The following is a 17,151-nucleotide window of genomic DNA, read 5'->3' as shown; positions in this document are numbered from 1 at the left end:
TCGCTTTTATCAACAAGGTATGCGGGCTGCAAACCTTATTCGGTCTATCTCCTAAACCTCTTTGTCACCCCCTCAGAATTAATACAACTTAAACAAGAAGATGATTTACGCAATTCACTGGATGACAACCCCGTCAGAACATAGAAGTAATCAAGAATATAGCCCTGATACAAAGCTGAAAAAATGGTAGTTTATAGCGCCTAATTATCATTGATTCGGCTTGGCACAATTGGAGGATAATTCTTAGGGGGAGTATGGGTGAAGCGTCCCGCCTGCTGTGAAACTACACGCCTTCGGGAGCATTGGCACACCTACAAAAAAAAGCAACATCCTCCCGCTATTATGCAACGCTCCGCCATCAGTAGGTCTTGTGACGGTTTTGTTACCCTGTCCAGATATTCATCACAACAAAACAAAAAAAAACCGATTTCTTGGAGAAACCGGATTGCTGAATACCCTCAAACTTTTAGGTTTAATAAAGTTTTGATTCTTCTTAACTCAAAACTATGACGACTCACAACTTAAAACTCTTGAGATTTGGCTGTTGTTTTTGCTCGATCGAGTTTTAAAATCAACACCCCCAAAGGTGGCAAACACAAGTCGATCGAATAAGCACTGTTGTGGAACCACCACTCCTCAGTCCACTTACCGCCCAAATTCCCCATATTGCTGCCGCCGTATTCCCGCGCGTCGCTGTTAAACAACTCCGTATAGAAACCTGGTTCCGGCACTCCTACGCGATAGTGAGAGTGCGGCTGGGGCGTAAAATTGCACACCGTCACCACAAACTCGTCGCCATCCTTCTCTCGGCGCACAAAAGCCACGACGCTGTGTCGGTTGTCGCTGCAATCAATCCACTCAAACCCATCCTCAGCAAAATCTTGACTGTAAAGTGCCGTTTCGCTGCGGTACAGATTGTTCAAATCCTTAAAAAATAGCTTCAACTTTTGGTGCGGCTCGAATTGCAGCAAACGCCACTCCAAATCCCCCCAAACGTTCCACTCTTGCCACTGACCGAACTCCATCCCCATAAAGATCGTTTTCTTTCCGGGATGAGCAAACATAAAAGTAAACAAACACCGCACGTTTGCAAACTTTTGCCATTCGTCCCCTGGCATTTTCCCGATGATGTGGGCTTTGCCGTGGACTACCTCATCGTGGGACAAAGCCAGCATGAAATTCTCGCTGTGGTTGTACCACATACTGAAAGTTATGTTGTTCTGGTGGAACTGGCGGAACCACGGGTCCATGTGGTAATAGTCGAGCATATCGTGCATCCAACCCATGTTCCACTTCAGGTTGAAACCCAAACCCCCTACATAGGTCGGCCAAGATACCATCGGCCAAGAGGTAGATTCTTCGGCGATCGACAGCGCCCCTGGGAAATAGCTAAAAATGACGTGATTCGCCTGTCGCAGAAAATCTGCCGCCTCGATATTTTCCCGGCCCCCGTACTGGTTGGTCAGCCATTCTCCGGGTTCGCGGCAGTAATCCAAATAAAGCATCGAGGCTACGGCATCTACGCGAATCCCGTCGATGTGGTACTTGTCAAACCAGAACAGAGCGTTTGATACTAGGAAATTCCGCACTTCGTTGCGGCCGTAGTTGAATACTAGGGTTCCCCACTCTTTGTGTTCGCCCTTGCGGGAGTCGGCGTGTTCGTACAAATGAGTTCCGTCAAAGAAAGCCAAGCCGTGACCGTCTTTGGGGAAATGTCCCGGTACCCAGTCCACCAGTACGCCAATGCCGTTGGCGTGGCACTGGTCAACAAAATACATGAAATCTTCAGGTTTGCCGTAGCGGGAAGTTGGGGCAAAATAGCCGGTGACTTGATAGCCCCAAGAACCGTCGAAAGGATGTTCGGCGATGGGCAGCATTTCGATGTGAGTGAATCCCAAATCTTTGACGTAGGGTATCAGCCGATCGGCTAATTCCCGGTAAGTCAGAAAGCGGGCCCCTGGATTGAGTTCCGAAACCTGCACGGGGGGTTCTATTTCCCCATTTGGCAGCACGGCGGGTTCGTCAGTAGCGGCGTGCAGCCAAGAACCGATGTGGCATTCGTAAACCGAAATCGGCTGCGTCAGTGGGTCTGTGTGCCGCCGCTTTTCGATCCAAGCGCTGTCGTGCCAAGTGTAGGTGTCTAAGTCGGTGACAATTGATGCTGTTTTAGGCCGCACTTCTTGCTGGAAACCGTAAGGATCGGACTTTTCGTAGGGATGTCCGTCTTGGTTTTTCACTTCGTATTTGTAGGAAGTTCCCACGGACAGTCCCGGAATAAATAATTCCCAGATGCCATTTTGCGATTTCCGCATTTGATGTTTGCGGCCGTCCCAATAGTTGAAATCTCCTAAAACAGAGACATTGCGAGCATTCGGAGCCCAAACGGCAAAATATACTCCTGTGATGCCACCTACCTCGGTGAGGTGCGCCCCGAGTTTTTCATAAATGCGGTGGTGATTGCCTTCTGAGAATAGATGCTGGTCGAATTCTGTGAGTTTGGGCGATCGAAAGGCGTAGGGATCGTAGATGAAGCGCTCGTGTTCCCCTTCTTTGACCCGCAATTGATAGTTTGCTAGTTCTGGGGTGTCGATCGTACATTCAAAAAAGTGAGGGTGATGCTCTGATTTCATCGGGTATTCGGCCCGGGCCTCCGGCACAACTACGGATACTGCATCCGCATTCGGCAGATAAGCTCGGACGACCCAGACTTTTTTGCCATTTTCTTCGATCGCGTGAGGGCCTAGCACTTCAAATGGATCGTGGTGCTGATTCCAAACAATGCGGTCAATCTGTTCAAAGGGGACGGTCGCGGGCATAAAACTACTTACCTCAATCTTTTAACTAAATGGCTTTCAAAACCTAGAGCGGCGCTGCACTTTACATTTCGATACATTTTTGATCGCTGATCCTACCACTGATTAGCACGATCTTGCCTGCTGCAGATCCAGCGCGCGCCCTTGCACGCACAGCAGGCTGTTGCCTTGCCGGCGGCGGAGCTGGAGTTTGACTGCTAACATCTAAGTATAGAAATATTAAAACAAATTGAAAAATTTATATTTTTTCCCAACTACGATTGACTTTTTACTTAATATGTGATACTAAATTTTTTCCAACTATTGTCGATTTGCCACTGCAGGATGGTCAACCCTCTAAGTGTTGGGCAGGAGTTAATAGTTTACCTGGAATCTTTATACAGGGACGATCCCCCGATCGGTAGACTTTCACCTCCCGGAGGCTGGGTTTGCCCACAAAGCCCATGACTTTGGGCAATACGCTCAAACAGCAAAGGATGCTTAACTCGATATTGAAGAATCAAAGCTAAAGGACTCAGCATGGCGACAGCAGCAAGGAATATCTGCGATGCTTAAGGCATCGCCTACCAAACTAGACCATCCTACCAGCGACGGTGCAATAGGTTTAAAGCAGCACTGAGGCGCAACAGGAGCGAGTTTTGCTGAGGCAGGGTTAATACCGAACTGAAGCTGCGCCAATTGAATCACTAAACTGGCTCAAAACAAACGGGTCGATTTGCTTGCCCGCACCGGGGCGAAACTCGTAATCAACAAATCGAGTAGCCATGCCGATGCTGTCTTCGAGCCAGTCTTACAGCATCCAAGCCTCAGCTTGCTTTTTTCTCGTCTGTGGGAACAGCGGCGGGGAAGGAAAGCGAGACTCGATCGAGTGCCAAACAAATTTGCGTCGAGTCTGCGATCGCCTGCGGTTGACCTTTGATTTGAGCCATCAGCACTGGCACTGTTCTCAAACCTCCTGTCAAATTTTCAACTTGAAAGGGAATGCCATTGTAACCCAGCGAATCAGCGGACTTTACGGCACTAAGGCGATGTACTGAACTTTAGTAAAAGCATCAGACCACAACTAACACCCAAATAGAGACCTAGACCGAGGAGATGAAAAAATGCGAGGAGCGAACGATTTTTCACCTGGAGGCTAGGCTCGTTGGGCAAACACTATCGGATCGCCCTAGTTAGGGAGTCTTTTTAGGAGCAGGGGTAGTAGTGGCACCAGCCCCTGGAGTAGCCTTCGGAGTTTCCTTAACTGCTGGAGAAGCAGCAGGAGGAGTAGTAGTAGTGCTGCCCGGAGTAGGGGTAGTGGGGCTGGTGGTCTCACCGCCGCAGGCGCCGAGGGCTACTGCCAAGCCCACTACCAAAGTCAAACGAATTAATCCCTTGTTCATAAAAACTCCTTAACATTGAAAACCCATCGCAAGGAAGGGAATAGTTTACTTGAGAAACAATGCTGGCACGAATAGCTCAACGATTCGCTCGTTGATTACAATACTGCATTTATTCATAAATTTCACATAGATTATCGCTAACCAGCAAAGATTTCTTTTTTTTGGCAAATCCTGAAGTCAAAGAGACCGGTGGTAGGATGGGTTGGTTGGCTTGTGAGGTATCTTTGGTAAGGATAACCGATCGAACGCAGATGGCCACCACTGGCGATCTGGGAGACAAAAAACTCTTAACCTCAATCAAGCTGAAGCTACCCCACTTTACGTATTGGTGAACTCTATGACCGCTGCTATCAGATCCCCGGATTCTCCCCGCTCCCGATCGACCCGCAAGCCCGCTGCTGGTCCAGCCAAAAGCAAAGTTACTTCTATTGCCCGGGCTAGGCGGGCGAAGACAGGACCGGTATTGCCCAACTACTCGCCAGCCGACGAACAGACTCAGGCTCGGTCCTCGGCATCGGTGATTAAAGTCCTGCCCGATCGCCAGCAGCAGCCAGTGTGGTTGCGATCGCTCCTGCAGGCACAGCGCGCCTCCTCAGTGGCAGCACTTATGCTTTTGGGCGGTGCTCTGAGTCTCTACGGCTTGACAGTTTACGGCGAGCAGCGCTGGAGCCAGGAGTATCAAAAGCTGGAAACTCTGCGCCTCCGGGAACAGCAATTGAGTGCTTCTAGCGAAGTCTTGAAACACCAACTTGCTAAAGAAGCCCAAAATCCCGAAACCGGTTTGGCTCCGCAGAATCCTGGGGACACGATTTTCTTGCAGCCGGCCCCTGAAACCCGATCGCCCCTTGCGACACCAAATTCTGAGCCCGCTCTCAAGAATCGATCCGGTGTGGAAACACCGCTGGGCTATTAAACCTGTGTCAAAGCGTAGAGCGCCCGAGGACCTGAGTGTCCGAGGGCCTGAAAATTCGAGGATCTAATTTCCCTTTTGACTTTTTTGCAAGTCGCGATCGATTTTCTGCTTTCAACCGGAAGTTACAGATTAAAAATAATAAGACCCCTTAAAAAAACAGAATCCAACTGTAGGTGTGAGCCCAACCCTGCTCATTCCCAAGTTGTAAATTTTATCTTTTAAGATTTAAGTTATAAATTATAAATTCTAAAACGCTCTAACTTGCTATTGAATTTTTAATGCCATGAGCTACGACCCCCGTTTTGACCGCTACAGATCGCCGAATTTCAAACGCACAAAACAGGCGGGCGATTCCCTACGGGATAGCTTCGCGGCGCGTACTGGGTGGCAAAAACCAGCAAAACCTAGATCTTCGGGCAGTTTCGGCCGATCGGCACAACAGACGGCTGCATCTTGGGGGCGGCCGGTGGAGCGTTTAAAGCGCAGCAAATTCCGTTTGTGGGCGGTGTGGGCGGTGTTGATTCTGGGGGGGCTGGGGCTGGCTGTGAATTTGTTTTATTTGCAGGTGACGCGAGCTCCGGCGCTGCGTAAACAGGCCGAGCAGCAGCAAACTCTCAAAACGAAGCCGTTTGTACCGAGACGCCCGATAGTTGACCGCGCGGGGAATGTTTTGGCGATCGACAGACAGGTGTACACGCTCTACGCTCACCCGAAGTTGTTTAACCACTCGAAGGCGGAAATAGCTGCTAAATTGGCTCCGATGCTGGCGATCGAACTGAGTCCGGGAACTACCTCGGAAACTGAACTGATACGCAGGTTTAATCTTGCTGAAAGCGGTATTACAATTGCGGAGTCTCTGCCTCAAGAGGTTGCCGATCGTGTCGCTCAGATGCAAATTAAAGAGAGTCTGGTCGATGGCTTGGAGTTGCTGCGGCAGCAGCAGCGTTTTTACCCGCAGCAGGAGTTGGCGGCGGATATCCTCGGTTATGTGGACGGGGAACGGAAGGGACAAGCCGGGGTGGAATACAGCCAGCAGAATTTGTTGGAACGATCGATGCCGTCGATTCAGTTTAGCAGGTCGAGCAATGGGAATTGGGTGCCCGATCGGCTGACGGCGGGATTTGTGCAGCTTGATGACTTGAAATTGCAATTGACGATCGACACTCGCTTGCAGCGGGCTGCACGAATTGCGCTTAAGGAAAAAATGAAGCAACACGATGCGAAGCGGGGCACGGTGATTGTGATGGATGCCAGTAACGGGGAATTGCTGTCAGTTGTAGCGGAACCTTCTTATGACCCGAATCAATATTTTAATTTCGATTTGTCGCGCTATAAAAATTGGGCTGTAACTGATGTTTATGAGCCTGGTTCGACTTTTAAAGCGATTAATGTGGCGATTGCTCTGGAAGCTGGTGCGGTGAAACCTAATACTGTCTTTAAGGATGAAGGCAGGATTTACATGGATGGCTGGACTATCCAAAATTCCGATTACAAATTCGTAGGCGCTCGCGGTCCTTCGACTGTTACTGAGATTTTGAAACATTCTAGCAATGTGGGGATGGTGCACGTAATGAGAAGTATGAAAGCTTCTCTTTACTATCAAGCTTTAGAAAAACTCGGACTCGGACAAACGGCAGGGAGTGATTTGCCTTTTGAAGTAACCAGTCAGCTTAAAAATCGAGAGCAATTTATTAACTCTCCGGTGGAAGTTGCTACTACGGCTTTTGGGCAAGGTTTTTCGATTACTCCGATGCAGTTGGTGCAGCTTAACGGCGCTTTGGCTAACGGTGGCAAGTTGGTGACTCCTCACGTTGTGCGGGGACTTTTTGATAGGGACGGTGAAGCTTATTGGAAGCTTCCGAGGCCGGTTCCGAAGCAAGTTTTTTCGCCGGAAACTACTAAGCAGGTGTTAGAAATGATGGAAACTGTGGTTGATGGTGGTACGGGGAAAGCTGCACAAATTCCTGGGTATCGGATTGCTGGAAAAACGGGTACGGCTCAAAAAGCTAAGGCTGGTGGGGGTTATTCTGACAAGGCTATTATTACTAGCTTTGTGGGGATCATGCCTGTGGAGGCACCTCGGTATGTGGTTTTGGCGGTGATTGATGAGCCGAAGGACGGTTCGGGGGGTACGGTGGCGGCGCCGATTGTGGAGTCGGTGATGGAGGCGCTGATTTCTATTGAGAAGATTGCGCCGAGTAAGAAGTAGTTGATTATATCTGAGATGCGGCGTCAGGAATTGACATCGAATATAACGCTCGACAACAAGGCTATTGAGGAGACGGCAATGCCGTTTTCCTGCCCCAAAATAGTTGAATGCGCGATCGGATATAACGATCGACAACAGGGATATGAAGGACGCGGCAATGCTCCAAAATAATCGTAGCTTGCCGGGTTCCGGGCGATCGGGCGATCGGATGTAACAATCGCCCAATTTGTAGGGAAACATCACTTCCGTGTCCTGATTTCCGGTAATATGGTTTTCCCGGACGCACGCTACCTCAGTGACTCAGTAACAATATCTTTTGTCTTGAGCTTTGGGTTGTCTTTGGGAGATGCGTTTATGTCCTAGGAGAGTGGAAATGATGATGCAGCGTTGGCTGTTTCTTAAGTTGGGATGATATAGCGTTAGGGTTCCTTTGGCTCTTATACTCGTTAGGGTGCAGTCATGGTCGCTTCGAGATACGGGGCAACCTCGATGGTTGAACATGACTCGCCGGATTGTGCCATTGGTTTTTTGCTCGTTGTTTTCATTTACTTGGAGCACTGTTGTTTCATCTGTATCTATTTTAATTTGCGGTTCTAGGTTTATCCATTGACTGGCCGGTACTTGAGCTGGGGAAATGTCGGCTGGGTGAACGGCTATTTGTACATTTTCTCCTACTTCTTTGAAGCTGGCTTGCCATGAAACTTTGGATCGTTTGGCGTTGCTGTGGGCAAGTTCCATTGCCCAGTAAGCTCGATCGAGCGATGCCTTTAAACGGTGGTTGTTGATGAACATTAGCCAAGAGGGGGCGACGATCGCACTAAATATTCCTATGATTAAAATAATTATCAATAGCTCTATCATTGTAAAACCTGCGGCAGGTGTAGTGGCTCTGCCTTTGAGCGTTTTATTTATTGACACGTAGATGCACTCCCTGATATTTAGCTGGCCAAAAAAACAGCTAGGAGGAGCTATTTTTTATTGGCTATATTTTAACTTTTGGTTTGGGGAGTGTATAGATCGGTATTTACTGAAAATTTATGCACATTTAAAAAAGCGGGTGAGGACACGGTAGTCAGGAAACGGTAGTGCGATTTCCCTACAGCAGTTTTGCCGATCGCCCGATCGCACCAGAGCGCGAAGGTATGTAGAGAGCATCTCAATGAAAGCAGCCAAGCTAGAAGTTGGAGTTTTGAGGCAGGAGGCATAAGACAGGAGGCAGAAGGAAAGGCTCTCCTGAGTTTATGGCGTAAAATATAGAAATCAATACAGGTAGAGCGATTAATTTTCATTTAAACTATCTATTAGACTTGCCTGGAGTCAAGGTGGAAACTTATACTCAATTTGAGGGACAAATTTAGTTTCGACTGAGTGTTTTAGCGTCAAGAAGAGTTGGTTTTCACTGTGAGAATTATACAGAAGAACTCCATCAGAATCTTGCGGAGTTATGGGCGATCGCGCGATCGGATGTAACGATCGCCCGGGCCGGTTAATAGTAGGGAAACGGCACAGGGGTTTCCTAATTTAGGGTAACGGGTAAAATCAACCGGATCGGATGTAACGATCGCCCAATTTGTAGGGAAACGGCAGTGCCGCGCCCTGATTTCGGGTCATATCGTTTTCCCTGACGCACGCTACATCAGTGACTGTGTGGTTTTTGATGCGGGCGATCGCTCCTCCGGCACTAAATATGACTGTACCTAACGGTAAATTGTTATTAGCAAGGGGGCGTTTTTTATTGGAAGACCAGCGACAATTACTATTAAAATATCAAATGGATTCAATTTTTATAAAAAAAAGCGACGGCGGTGCTAATTATGCTAAAATTGCTACTGCTAGGGAACTGGAAATTCCGGTTGTGATAGTGCAGCGGCTGCAGATTCCCTATGCTGAGCAGGGTGCTGATGTGGAAGGGACGATCGCTTGGTTAATTAAGCAGTTATTAGTTATTAGTTATTAGTTAAATCCTTGGGGTGATCGGAATGTGCCAGCTCGCCTCCACTGAGGCTGTAGCAGCCAGACTGTAAGAATTGCTCTCCCCCTTAGTCTATAACCACTTAGACTACTATCAGCAGTTAGGTTTAAGATCGCTAATTTGACGGGGTGACAGCGCCTCTATCTTTTTGAGAGCGATCAATTAAAACTTTTTTCAATGCAAGGCTTTCCGGTTGCTGGTCACTGCCTCAGTAAAATTATTCTAATACCCATACTAAATAAGGAGACTCAAATATATGCAATACAAAAACGGTATGCCAATTGCCATTATTGGCGCGGGAATATCAGGCATTACGACAGCCCATATTCTCAAGAAAAATGGTTTCGCAGCAGTTGTTTTCGAGAAATCCGAAAAGATTGGCGGAGTATGGGCACTTGCATACCCAAACGTACACCTGCAAAATATCAGGGAACAGTATCATTTATCTGATTTTCCCTGGCCATTCACCCCGGATTTACATCCCACCGGAGAACAAATCATGAATTATTTGGAGCAAGCGGTCAACCATTTAAATCTTGATGTGCGGTTAAATCATGAAGTTATGGAACTCAAAGAAACAGAAGATGGCTGGCTATTAAAATATAAAAACCAGGATGGCGTTCACGAAGAATTATTTGGATACGTCGTTATCTCAGTTGGGCAATATACAGAAGGAAAGTATCAACCTGAATTTCCAGGTATAGAAGATTTCGGCGGAAAAATCATCACTGAACGAGATGTCCACACGCTTGATATATTCGACAATCAACGAGTTGTAATCGTTGGCTTCGGAAAAAGCGCTTTAGACATGGCGACTTTCGCAGCCAAACAAGGCGCACAAGTAAATCATGTATTTCGTACACCGCGCTGGCTTGTGCCAGAACGAATTTTGGGCGTACATTTTACCTACGCATTATTCAGCCGTTTTGGAACAGTGATGATGACAAGTTGGGCACATCCAACCGCCATTGAACGTTTCCTGCACAATCGCCTTGGTTTCATTGTTTCAGCTTTTTGGGATTTGATTGCATCCATCTTCCGCTTTCAAGTTCAGCGAAATGTTTCTGGAAAAGATCGAGAGGCCCAGCGCCGCATCAAAGCTGTACAACCAGATCACAAATTATTGCCTGATTTACGTTCAGCCACAGCGGTTGCGCCTGAAAATTACTATCCGTTTATTGCAGAAGGAAAAATCTCGCCCCACCGTACAGAATTATCGGGTTTTTCGCGAGAATCAGTAAAGTTGAAAAATGGTTGCGAGATTCCATGCGATTTAGTCGTTCTATCTTTGGGTTCGCAAACGCCGGTTTTTCCATTTTTGCCTAATAAATATAGAAAAATGTTGGAAAGCGAATCCGATGGCGTGCAGTTATATCGTCACTTGCTTCATCCTCGCATTCCTGGCATTGCCTTTGCCGGGTTCAATCATGGATATATGCACGTGCCAGCAGTCGAAATTGCCACACAATGGCTATGTGCTTACTTGCGTGGTGAACTTGAGTTACCTTCCTGCGAAAATATGGAAAAAAGTATTGAATATATCCGCGAGTGGAAACGCGCAAATATTCAATTTGAACCTTCGCGATCCTGTGCGATCAATACTCGCTTTCAACAATATATTGACATCATGCTTAAAGATATGGGTGTTTCTCCTTATCGAAAACTGCCTAATATTTTCGCTGAGATATTTGGCAGATATCAACCCTCAGATTATGTTGGGGTGTCGGAAGAATATAATCACAAAAAGAAAACTCGCTCTACTCCATTACATCCTCTTCCTTTGGATACATGATTGCTTCCAAAGCTTATCAGGAGTCAATCGATCTCAATTCCGGTGCAACGGAAATTATTGTTGACGGTTAACTGTCAGTCGAAAAACTAAATGATAGTTGAGTATTGACTGTTGATTCGATTTTACAAGGCCGATGCTAGCGGAGGGAGTTGATACGACGCGCTATTCTGCTGCCAATTTCGCACTGATTGCAAAGGATATCCAAGCGTGGGTAAATTTATTGGCTGAAGATTAGGCATGATTGTTCGATCGCCTAAATCTAAGTTTTATACCCAAAATCTGAGTAAAAGCTGGGCATAATTATACCAATTCACTATGAAGATACACTAAATGAGGCTGATGTCTTCCTGGTTGGAACTATATCCTTAGCGTTATATTAAATGCAGCTTCAGAGTGAATTGGTATTACTGATGGACAAATGGTTCCCTAGCTTAAGTTGTTATCTTAGCAATGGGCACTGCCTGGGAATACAAATCCCTCTGCTAGGCTTCCAATTCCAATAACTCATGCCCCATTCCCAATTTTCACTGCCAAATTATTTGGATTTTTTCGGACTATTCAAAGAGTTAAGATGATTGTTCATATCCTGCAAATATTTTGATAAAACAGGATACTGTGAAGTTGCTAGCAGTGCATCTTTTTTCTGACTGACAGTTGTTTTTAAGGGCAAAACGCGATAGTTCGTTTTATTGTTTTGAGTATAGCGGTGAACCCAAGTTGGAATGGTTTGAATGCTGGTAATTTCTGTGCTTTTTTCGGGAAAAGTTTTGCGAATATTTACTTGCAAAATTACGCCTAAATCGGTATATTTTTTATTCTGACCGGAAATAAAGTTTCCCATTGAATAAATTGCTACAGCTTTGCGGGTTTTGCCATTTTTTCCGGGAAAGTTAAAAATTTTGTAAGGTTGGACGACGTGGGGATGGCTGCCGAGAATGATGTCTGCACCAGCTTTTAATAGGTTTTCCACTAATTGTTTTTGCCGAGTATTTGGCTGTCGCTGATATTCATCGCCAAAATGCAGGGAAATTGCGATAATATCTGCTCCTTGTTTTCGGGCTTTAGCAATGTCTTCGACTATCTTTTTTTGGTCGATTAGGGAAACTAAGTAATCTTTGCCTTTGGGTATGGGAATGCCGTTTGTGCCGTAGGTGTAGGCTAGGATGGCTAGTGAAATGTTGTTTTTGGTGCTGATTAAAGTGCGTGAAGCCTCGGCGGTAGATGTGGCTGTTCCTGTTGAGGCAATTTTACGATCGCTCAGATTTGCGATCGTCCTAATTACCCCTTTTTCTCCACGGTCTAAAGCATGATTGTTCGCGGTTGTCAAGATATTGAATCCGGCTTTTTTAGCAGCATCTGCTAATTGAGCCGGTGCGTTAAATAGCGGATATCCCGTATATCCGCCCGCATCTTCGCCCGCTAAAGGTGTTTCGAGATTTCCGATGACCCAATCGCCTGTTGATAGGATACTTTTAACTGGTGCGAAGAAAGTCTCAAAATTGTATGTTTTCTTTTTTGCGTCGTAGCCCGATCGCGTTTGGGTACTGTGCATCATGATGTCGCCCACAGCAATTAGTGTTGCTTCTTTAATCTCAGACTTTGGTTTGGGGGGAACAGGGGTTGCGATTGGCGATCGACTTTCTGTAGGCTGTGTGTTGGTTTGTGGCGTTTGGATATTGCAGCCTGCGATCGAAAGCAGGGCAATTAGCGAGAGCAACCGACGAAAATTCATGATTTCTGAGAGTGATTTGTCGGCTTATATGGTATCATGACCAGGACTTAAGCAAATAACATAAGTCTGTCATTGCGAACGGTAGTGAAGCAATCGCAGCATCTATTTTTTATGGTTCTACGTAAGTCCTGATAACTAAATTAGTTGGAACTAAATAAATGACTAATAAATATCTAATTATTGCCTTGATTGTTTTTGTAGCAATTACGGGTTTTGGGGTTTTAACTTACGCTCAAACTTCTGGAGATAGACCTTTTGAATTTGCCTTGATTGGCGATTTACCCTACAGTGCCGAACAAGAAGCAAAATTTCCGAGTTTAATTGCAGATATCAATCGATCGCCCGCAGCGTTTGTCGTCCACGACGGCGACATTAAAAACGGTTCTAGTGTCTGCGATGATGCAACTTTTGTCAGCCGAAAGCAGTTATTTGACAATTTTGAGATGCCGTTTATTCTTGCCTATGGCGATAATGAATGGACGGATTGCCACCGTTCAAAAAACGGCAGTTACGATCCAGTAGAAAGACTCGCTAAACTGCGGGAAATATTTAGCAACAGTAATCAAAGTTTGGGAAAGCGCACCTTAACTCTCACCCGTCAAAGCGAAAACCCGCAGTTTGCTAAATTCCGCGAAAATGTTCGCTGGATTTATCATGGAGTGGTGTTTTTAGTGATTAATATGCCGGGAAGCAACAACAATTTGGGCCGCACTCCCGAAGCAGATGCAGAATATGCCGATCGCAATTGGGCTAACTTAGCCTGGATCGAAGAATGTTTTGCTTTAGCCAAACGCAGCAATAGCAAAGGAATTGTGTTAGTTGCACAGGCAAATCCGGGATTTGAATTCGAGCCGACGGACAAAAGAAGAAGCGGCTACAACGATTTTATCACAACTCTGGAAACAGAAACAGGCAATTTCCCAGGACAGGTTGTATTCGTTCACGGCGATACTCACTATTTCCGCATCGATAAACCTTTACCCTATTTTACCGATGAGACTCAACTACCGAGAATGAAAAATTTTACTAGAGTTGAAACTTTTGGTTCTCCCAACGTGCATTGGTTGCGGGCTTTTTATGACCCCAAAAATCCTAATTTGTTTGAATTTAAACAGCAGATTGCTCCGAAAAATTAGGCGATATAGCACCATTTTAATGCAAGATAAATATTTTTTTTGCTTACAATGAAGATAGGTAGAATCGAGGAATTTATTTATGACAATCGCAACTGGGCGCCTCACCCTTGAAGAATTTATGAAGCTGCCAGAAACCAAACCTGCCAGCGAATACATTGAGGGGGAGATTATCCAAAAACCTATGCCGAAAACTAAACATTCTCGTCTCCAGGGGCGATTCCTGAGTGTCATTAATGAAGTAGTAGAGGAACCCAAGATAGCTTATGCTTTTCCAGAGTTGCGGTGTACGTTTGGCGGTAGATCGATTGTTCCAGATATTGCGGTACTATTGTGGGAACAGATTCAATTTGATGACAGCGGTGAACCATTGGATGATGTGCTAATTGCACCGTATTGGGCGATCGAAATCCTGTCGCCCCAACAAAGCTCAAATCGCGTAACTAGAAAAATTATTCACTGTCTTCAACATAATTGTCAGTTGGGGTGGCTAATCGATCCAGACGATAGATCGATTTTAGCGTTTTTGCCCAACCAACAACCGCAATTCTGCGAAGGTAGCGATGTCCTTCCTGTGCCCGAAATGATTCCCCTGAATATCACCGCTGAACAGATGTTTAGCTGGTTGAGAATGCAACAATGAATTAGGGCGATCGTCTTTTTTGTACCACTTTAAAAAATCTCCCGGTGTGGTTTGTAGTGAAAACTTTAGCTTTTATCTCAACTAAGGACTGAAATCCTTACTACAAACCAAATTCCCTATTGCCGCCACCTGTCAAATTGGTCTTCGGAACAGCCATTAATAAATTGATTGCTTACCCAACCGTCAAGGATTGTCAAAGTTTCATTAGGAGGATTACCCGAAAATCTGGCCGCAATTTTCACCCAATTACCTTGTCTGCTGACAGCCCTAACTCCGTCTCCTCTTTTCAATTTAGCAACAACCGCGTACTTAGTGCCTGGGCCTTTGCGAATATTAACCGCGCCACCTTCACCTGTAATAAACGAGCATTGAGTTTGCTTTTTTAAAGCTTCTGCTTTTGCGGGAGCAAGACTTTGCTGCTTGCCGAAAACAGGAAAGCTGTAAAGTGAGAAGCTAAAACTTGCAACGACGGCTGCAATAAAAAAGGCTTTTGATTGAGTAAAAATTAGCATTATTTCATTTCCTGGGATGGGCTGAACTGAAGTCCCGATTATATTTTTTTGAGAATGACTTCAGTCCTTACTACTAACTATTATTTGACCGAGGCAAACCATTCGGTAACACCTTGGGCGATCGCCTCAGCTAACTTCTTCTGTTCTGTCGGATTCACAATCCATTCAAACTCTTCGGGATTGATCAGAAATCCCAATTCCATTAAAACAGATGGAGTAACGGCAGGACGGGTCATGGCTAAGTTGTTCCAGAATACACCATAGCTCGGACGGTTCAACTTGGCAACTAAATAATTGTGCAAAAACATTGCCAAACTGTGCGCTTGCGGGTGAAACCAGAAAGCTGCGACGCCTTTAGTCTTAATGGCATCGCCGTTATCCGGCAAAGCATTGTAGTGAATTGAAATTGCGATCGCAGGTTCTTCTTTTTGAATCCTTTCCACCCTCGGCGGCAAATCCAAATCGACATCTTCTACCCGCGTCATTACCACATTCGCGCCCCGATTTACCAATTCCTGTTGCACCAATTTCGACACTGTTAAAGCTACTGTTTTTTCCCTAATTCCCACTGGACTGACAGCACCTCCATCCTCCGGCCCGCCGTGTCCCGGATCGATGAGAATTTTAATTCCCGATAATGGTTTTGCTTGCGAATTGGGCATCATGCTTGTATTCGCAGGCGGGTGTTTTAAAGACAGCACTAAAGTTGTGCCGTCGTATCTCAACTTGTAGCCCCACTGCTGGGCAGATTTGAGATTAAAAGTGTATTGTACTTGCAGCGGCGAGATTTGTTGCCATTCCAAACGTGAAATTACCGGGTCATCAGTGACACGAATAATGTCAGTTTGAGCGGTGGTATTGTACAGGGTTAAAGTGAAGGTGCGTTCGGCTTCCTGCACTGTGACTGGGACAGGTGTTTCTAAGGGGAATAACACCTCTGTCCAGCCGGAAACTTGACGCGAACTGGCGCTGCGAATAATCGATCGCGGAGGCACTGAATCCTGGACAATTCGCACTTCCGATGCTTTAATCCAAGCACCGTAATCGAGTCGAATCCATTCTCCCTCGCGCCCGATAATTGTTGCTCGCGTTCCCTTCGGCAGCGGTGTCATCCGAGAAAAATCTGTACTCGCCCCGGTTCGGGCAACACCAGGATCTGCTGTTACTTCGGCTATTTCTAAGTCAGCCGGAGACAGAATAGAAATCTTGCCAGTACCTTGTTGGCTGATAGTTTGATCGTTCATTGTTAGCTCAAATACAGGCACTCCTAAATCAACTTTTTCAGCCTTTAGTAGGGAAGATTTAGACTCATTGCTCCCCGTTGCCAAGGGTGGGGTGGGGGGAGTTTTAGCACAGCCTTGATACTGTTGGCTGCCACCTTTTTTGATGGGGGAATTTGCGTCTAAAAGTACAGATGCGTTGTCGGGTAATTCGACTTGCGATCGCGCTTTTAAAGGAATAGTAACGCCCGCCAATTTTACTGAAACTTGAGCATTCGCAGGTGCGATCGCCCCAAAGCAAATATATTCCCCCGGCAAACTCGCGACATCGACTTTCGGCGTCAGGGAATCTTTAGCAAAAGCCAATCCTACAGGGGCTTCCGGCTGATTCGACTCGCGCGTCACCTTAATTTTGACTTCCTGATTTTCGTAACGCAAGGTAAAGATATTTTCGCCGAGTTGCAGCGGAAAAGTCGGGGCGAAATGCCCGGATGCGGTGCGCGAAATTTGGTTGCCATTTACCAACACTTGTCCCGGTGCGGGCGCTGTACCGATTAAAAAAATGCGATCGGCTGTAGTTTTGTGGTTAGCGGGAGGATAAGCGAGAAACAAAGGTTGAGCCGCGACAGCTACAGAGGCGATCGCCATTATTAGCCCAAACACACATAATGCTAAAAATTTTCTCATTCTATATTGCAACTAATTGAGAGTCTGTTGATTATTTATACTAGAACTTGCCCTCCGAAACAGGATTTCAGAGGATTAGTCGTAAGTCTTATTTACTAGACAGAACCCATTTTATCAGGTTTGTAGTTGCAATTGAGCGATCG

The 17,151-nt window shown here is 46.1% G+C and carries 14 protein-coding genes; 7 read left to right on the top strand and 7 right to left on the bottom strand.

What is annotated here, in order from left to right; genetic code table 11:
• Positions 1 to 521: 521 nt before the first annotated feature.
• Entirely contained in the window at positions 522 to 2,816 is a 2,295-nt protein-coding gene (gene glgB / locus QUA33_RS16570; protein ID WP_333149587.1) for a 1,4-alpha-glucan branching enzyme, read from the bottom strand.
• A 767-nt stretch (positions 2,817 to 3,583) separates the two neighbouring features.
• Here glgB and QUA33_RS16565 point away from each other — a divergent pair.
• Positions 3,584 to 3,850 carry a hypothetical protein gene (locus QUA33_RS16565; RefSeq protein ID WP_333149586.1) on the top strand — a complete coding sequence of 89 codons (267 nt, stop codon included), beginning with the start codon at positions 3,584 to 3,586 and terminating at the stop codon, positions 3,848 to 3,850.
• A 135-nt stretch (positions 3,851 to 3,985) separates the two neighbouring features.
• Here QUA33_RS16565 and QUA33_RS16560 read toward each other — a convergent pair whose 3' ends face one another.
• Positions 3,986 to 4,195 carry a serine protease gene (locus tag QUA33_RS16560; RefSeq protein ID WP_333149584.1) on the bottom strand — a complete coding sequence of 70 codons (210 nt, stop codon included), beginning with the start codon at positions 4,193 to 4,195 and terminating at the stop codon, positions 3,986 to 3,988.
• A gap of 337 nt (positions 4,196 to 4,532) precedes the next feature.
• On the opposite strand from QUA33_RS16560, the gene QUA33_RS16555 reads away from it, so the two are divergent.
• Positions 4,533 to 5,108: a hypothetical protein gene (locus QUA33_RS16555; protein WP_333149582.1), complete on the top strand. Its 576-nt coding sequence runs from the start codon at positions 4,533 to 4,535 to the stop codon at positions 5,106 to 5,108.
• 283 nt (positions 5,109 to 5,391) lie between these two features.
• On the top strand, positions 5,392 to 7,317 hold the full coding sequence (locus QUA33_RS16550; RefSeq protein ID WP_333149580.1) for a penicillin-binding protein 2: 1,926 nt from the start codon (positions 5,392 to 5,394) through the stop codon (positions 7,315 to 7,317).
• 61 nt (positions 7,318 to 7,378) lie between these two features.
• On the opposite strand, the gene QUA33_RS16545 is transcribed toward QUA33_RS16550, so the two are convergent.
• Both QUA33_RS16545 and QUA33_RS16540 read right to left on the bottom strand, forming a co-directional pair.
• Positions 7,379 to 7,603, bottom strand: coding sequence for a hypothetical protein (locus tag QUA33_RS16545; RefSeq protein ID WP_333096491.1), 225 nt, complete (start codon positions 7,601 to 7,603; stop codon positions 7,379 to 7,381).
• A gap of 14 nt (positions 7,604 to 7,617) precedes the next feature.
• Positions 7,618 to 8,235: a prepilin-type N-terminal cleavage/methylation domain-containing protein gene (locus QUA33_RS16540; RefSeq protein WP_333149579.1), complete on the bottom strand. Its 618-nt coding sequence runs from the start codon at positions 8,233 to 8,235 to the stop codon at positions 7,618 to 7,620.
• A 721-nt stretch (positions 8,236 to 8,956) separates the two neighbouring features.
• On the opposite strand from QUA33_RS16540, the gene QUA33_RS16535 reads away from it, so the two are divergent.
• Positions 8,957 to 9,274, top strand: a complete 318-nt coding sequence (locus tag QUA33_RS16535) for a precorrin-6A/cobalt-precorrin-6A reductase (protein ID WP_333149576.1) — start codon at positions 8,957 to 8,959, stop codon at positions 9,272 to 9,274.
• Between the two features lie 271 nt (positions 9,275 to 9,545).
• A complete protein-coding gene (locus QUA33_RS16530) occupies positions 9,546 to 11,081 on the top strand; it encodes an NAD(P)/FAD-dependent oxidoreductase (RefSeq protein WP_333149574.1) in 1,536 nt (511 codons plus the stop codon).
• A 535-nt stretch (positions 11,082 to 11,616) separates the two neighbouring features.
• Here the strand turns inward: QUA33_RS16530 and QUA33_RS16525 are convergent.
• Positions 11,617 to 12,813, bottom strand: a complete 1,197-nt coding sequence (locus tag QUA33_RS16525) for a CapA family protein (protein WP_333149573.1) — start codon at positions 12,811 to 12,813, stop codon at positions 11,617 to 11,619.
• 158 nt (positions 12,814 to 12,971) lie between these two features.
• On the opposite strand from QUA33_RS16525, the gene QUA33_RS16520 reads away from it, so the two are divergent.
• Together QUA33_RS16520 and QUA33_RS16515 are read left to right on the top strand one after the other, a co-directional pair.
• Entirely contained in the window at positions 12,972 to 13,949 is a 978-nt protein-coding gene (locus QUA33_RS16520) for a hypothetical protein (RefSeq protein ID WP_333149571.1), read from the top strand.
• Between the two features lie 79 nt (positions 13,950 to 14,028).
• Positions 14,029 to 14,589 (top strand): Uma2 family endonuclease, encoded by a 561-nt coding sequence (locus tag QUA33_RS16515; protein ID WP_333149569.1) that lies wholly within the window; start codon positions 14,029 to 14,031, stop codon positions 14,587 to 14,589.
• A 116-nt stretch (positions 14,590 to 14,705) separates the two neighbouring features.
• On the opposite strand, the gene QUA33_RS16510 is transcribed toward QUA33_RS16515, so the two are convergent.
• Both QUA33_RS16510 and QUA33_RS16505 read right to left on the bottom strand, forming a co-directional pair.
• Complete coding sequence (locus tag QUA33_RS16510; protein WP_333149567.1) at positions 14,706 to 15,101, bottom strand: SH3 domain-containing protein; 396 nt, start codon at positions 15,099 to 15,101, stop codon at positions 14,706 to 14,708.
• Positions 15,102 to 15,181: 80 nt separating this feature from the next.
• Positions 15,182 to 17,008 carry an N-acetylmuramoyl-L-alanine amidase gene (locus tag QUA33_RS16505; RefSeq protein WP_333149565.1) on the bottom strand — a complete coding sequence of 609 codons (1,827 nt, stop codon included), beginning with the start codon at positions 17,006 to 17,008 and terminating at the stop codon, positions 15,182 to 15,184.
• Positions 17,009 to 17,151 lie beyond the last annotated feature (143 nt).

The organism is Microcoleus sp. Pol14D4 (assembly GCF_036701245.1).
Lineage (GTDB): Bacteria > Cyanobacteriota > Cyanobacteriia > Cyanobacteriales > Microcoleaceae > Microcoleus.
Note: the sequence above shows the minus strand (reverse complement) of the source record. Positions and strands in the feature narration are given on the sequence as shown.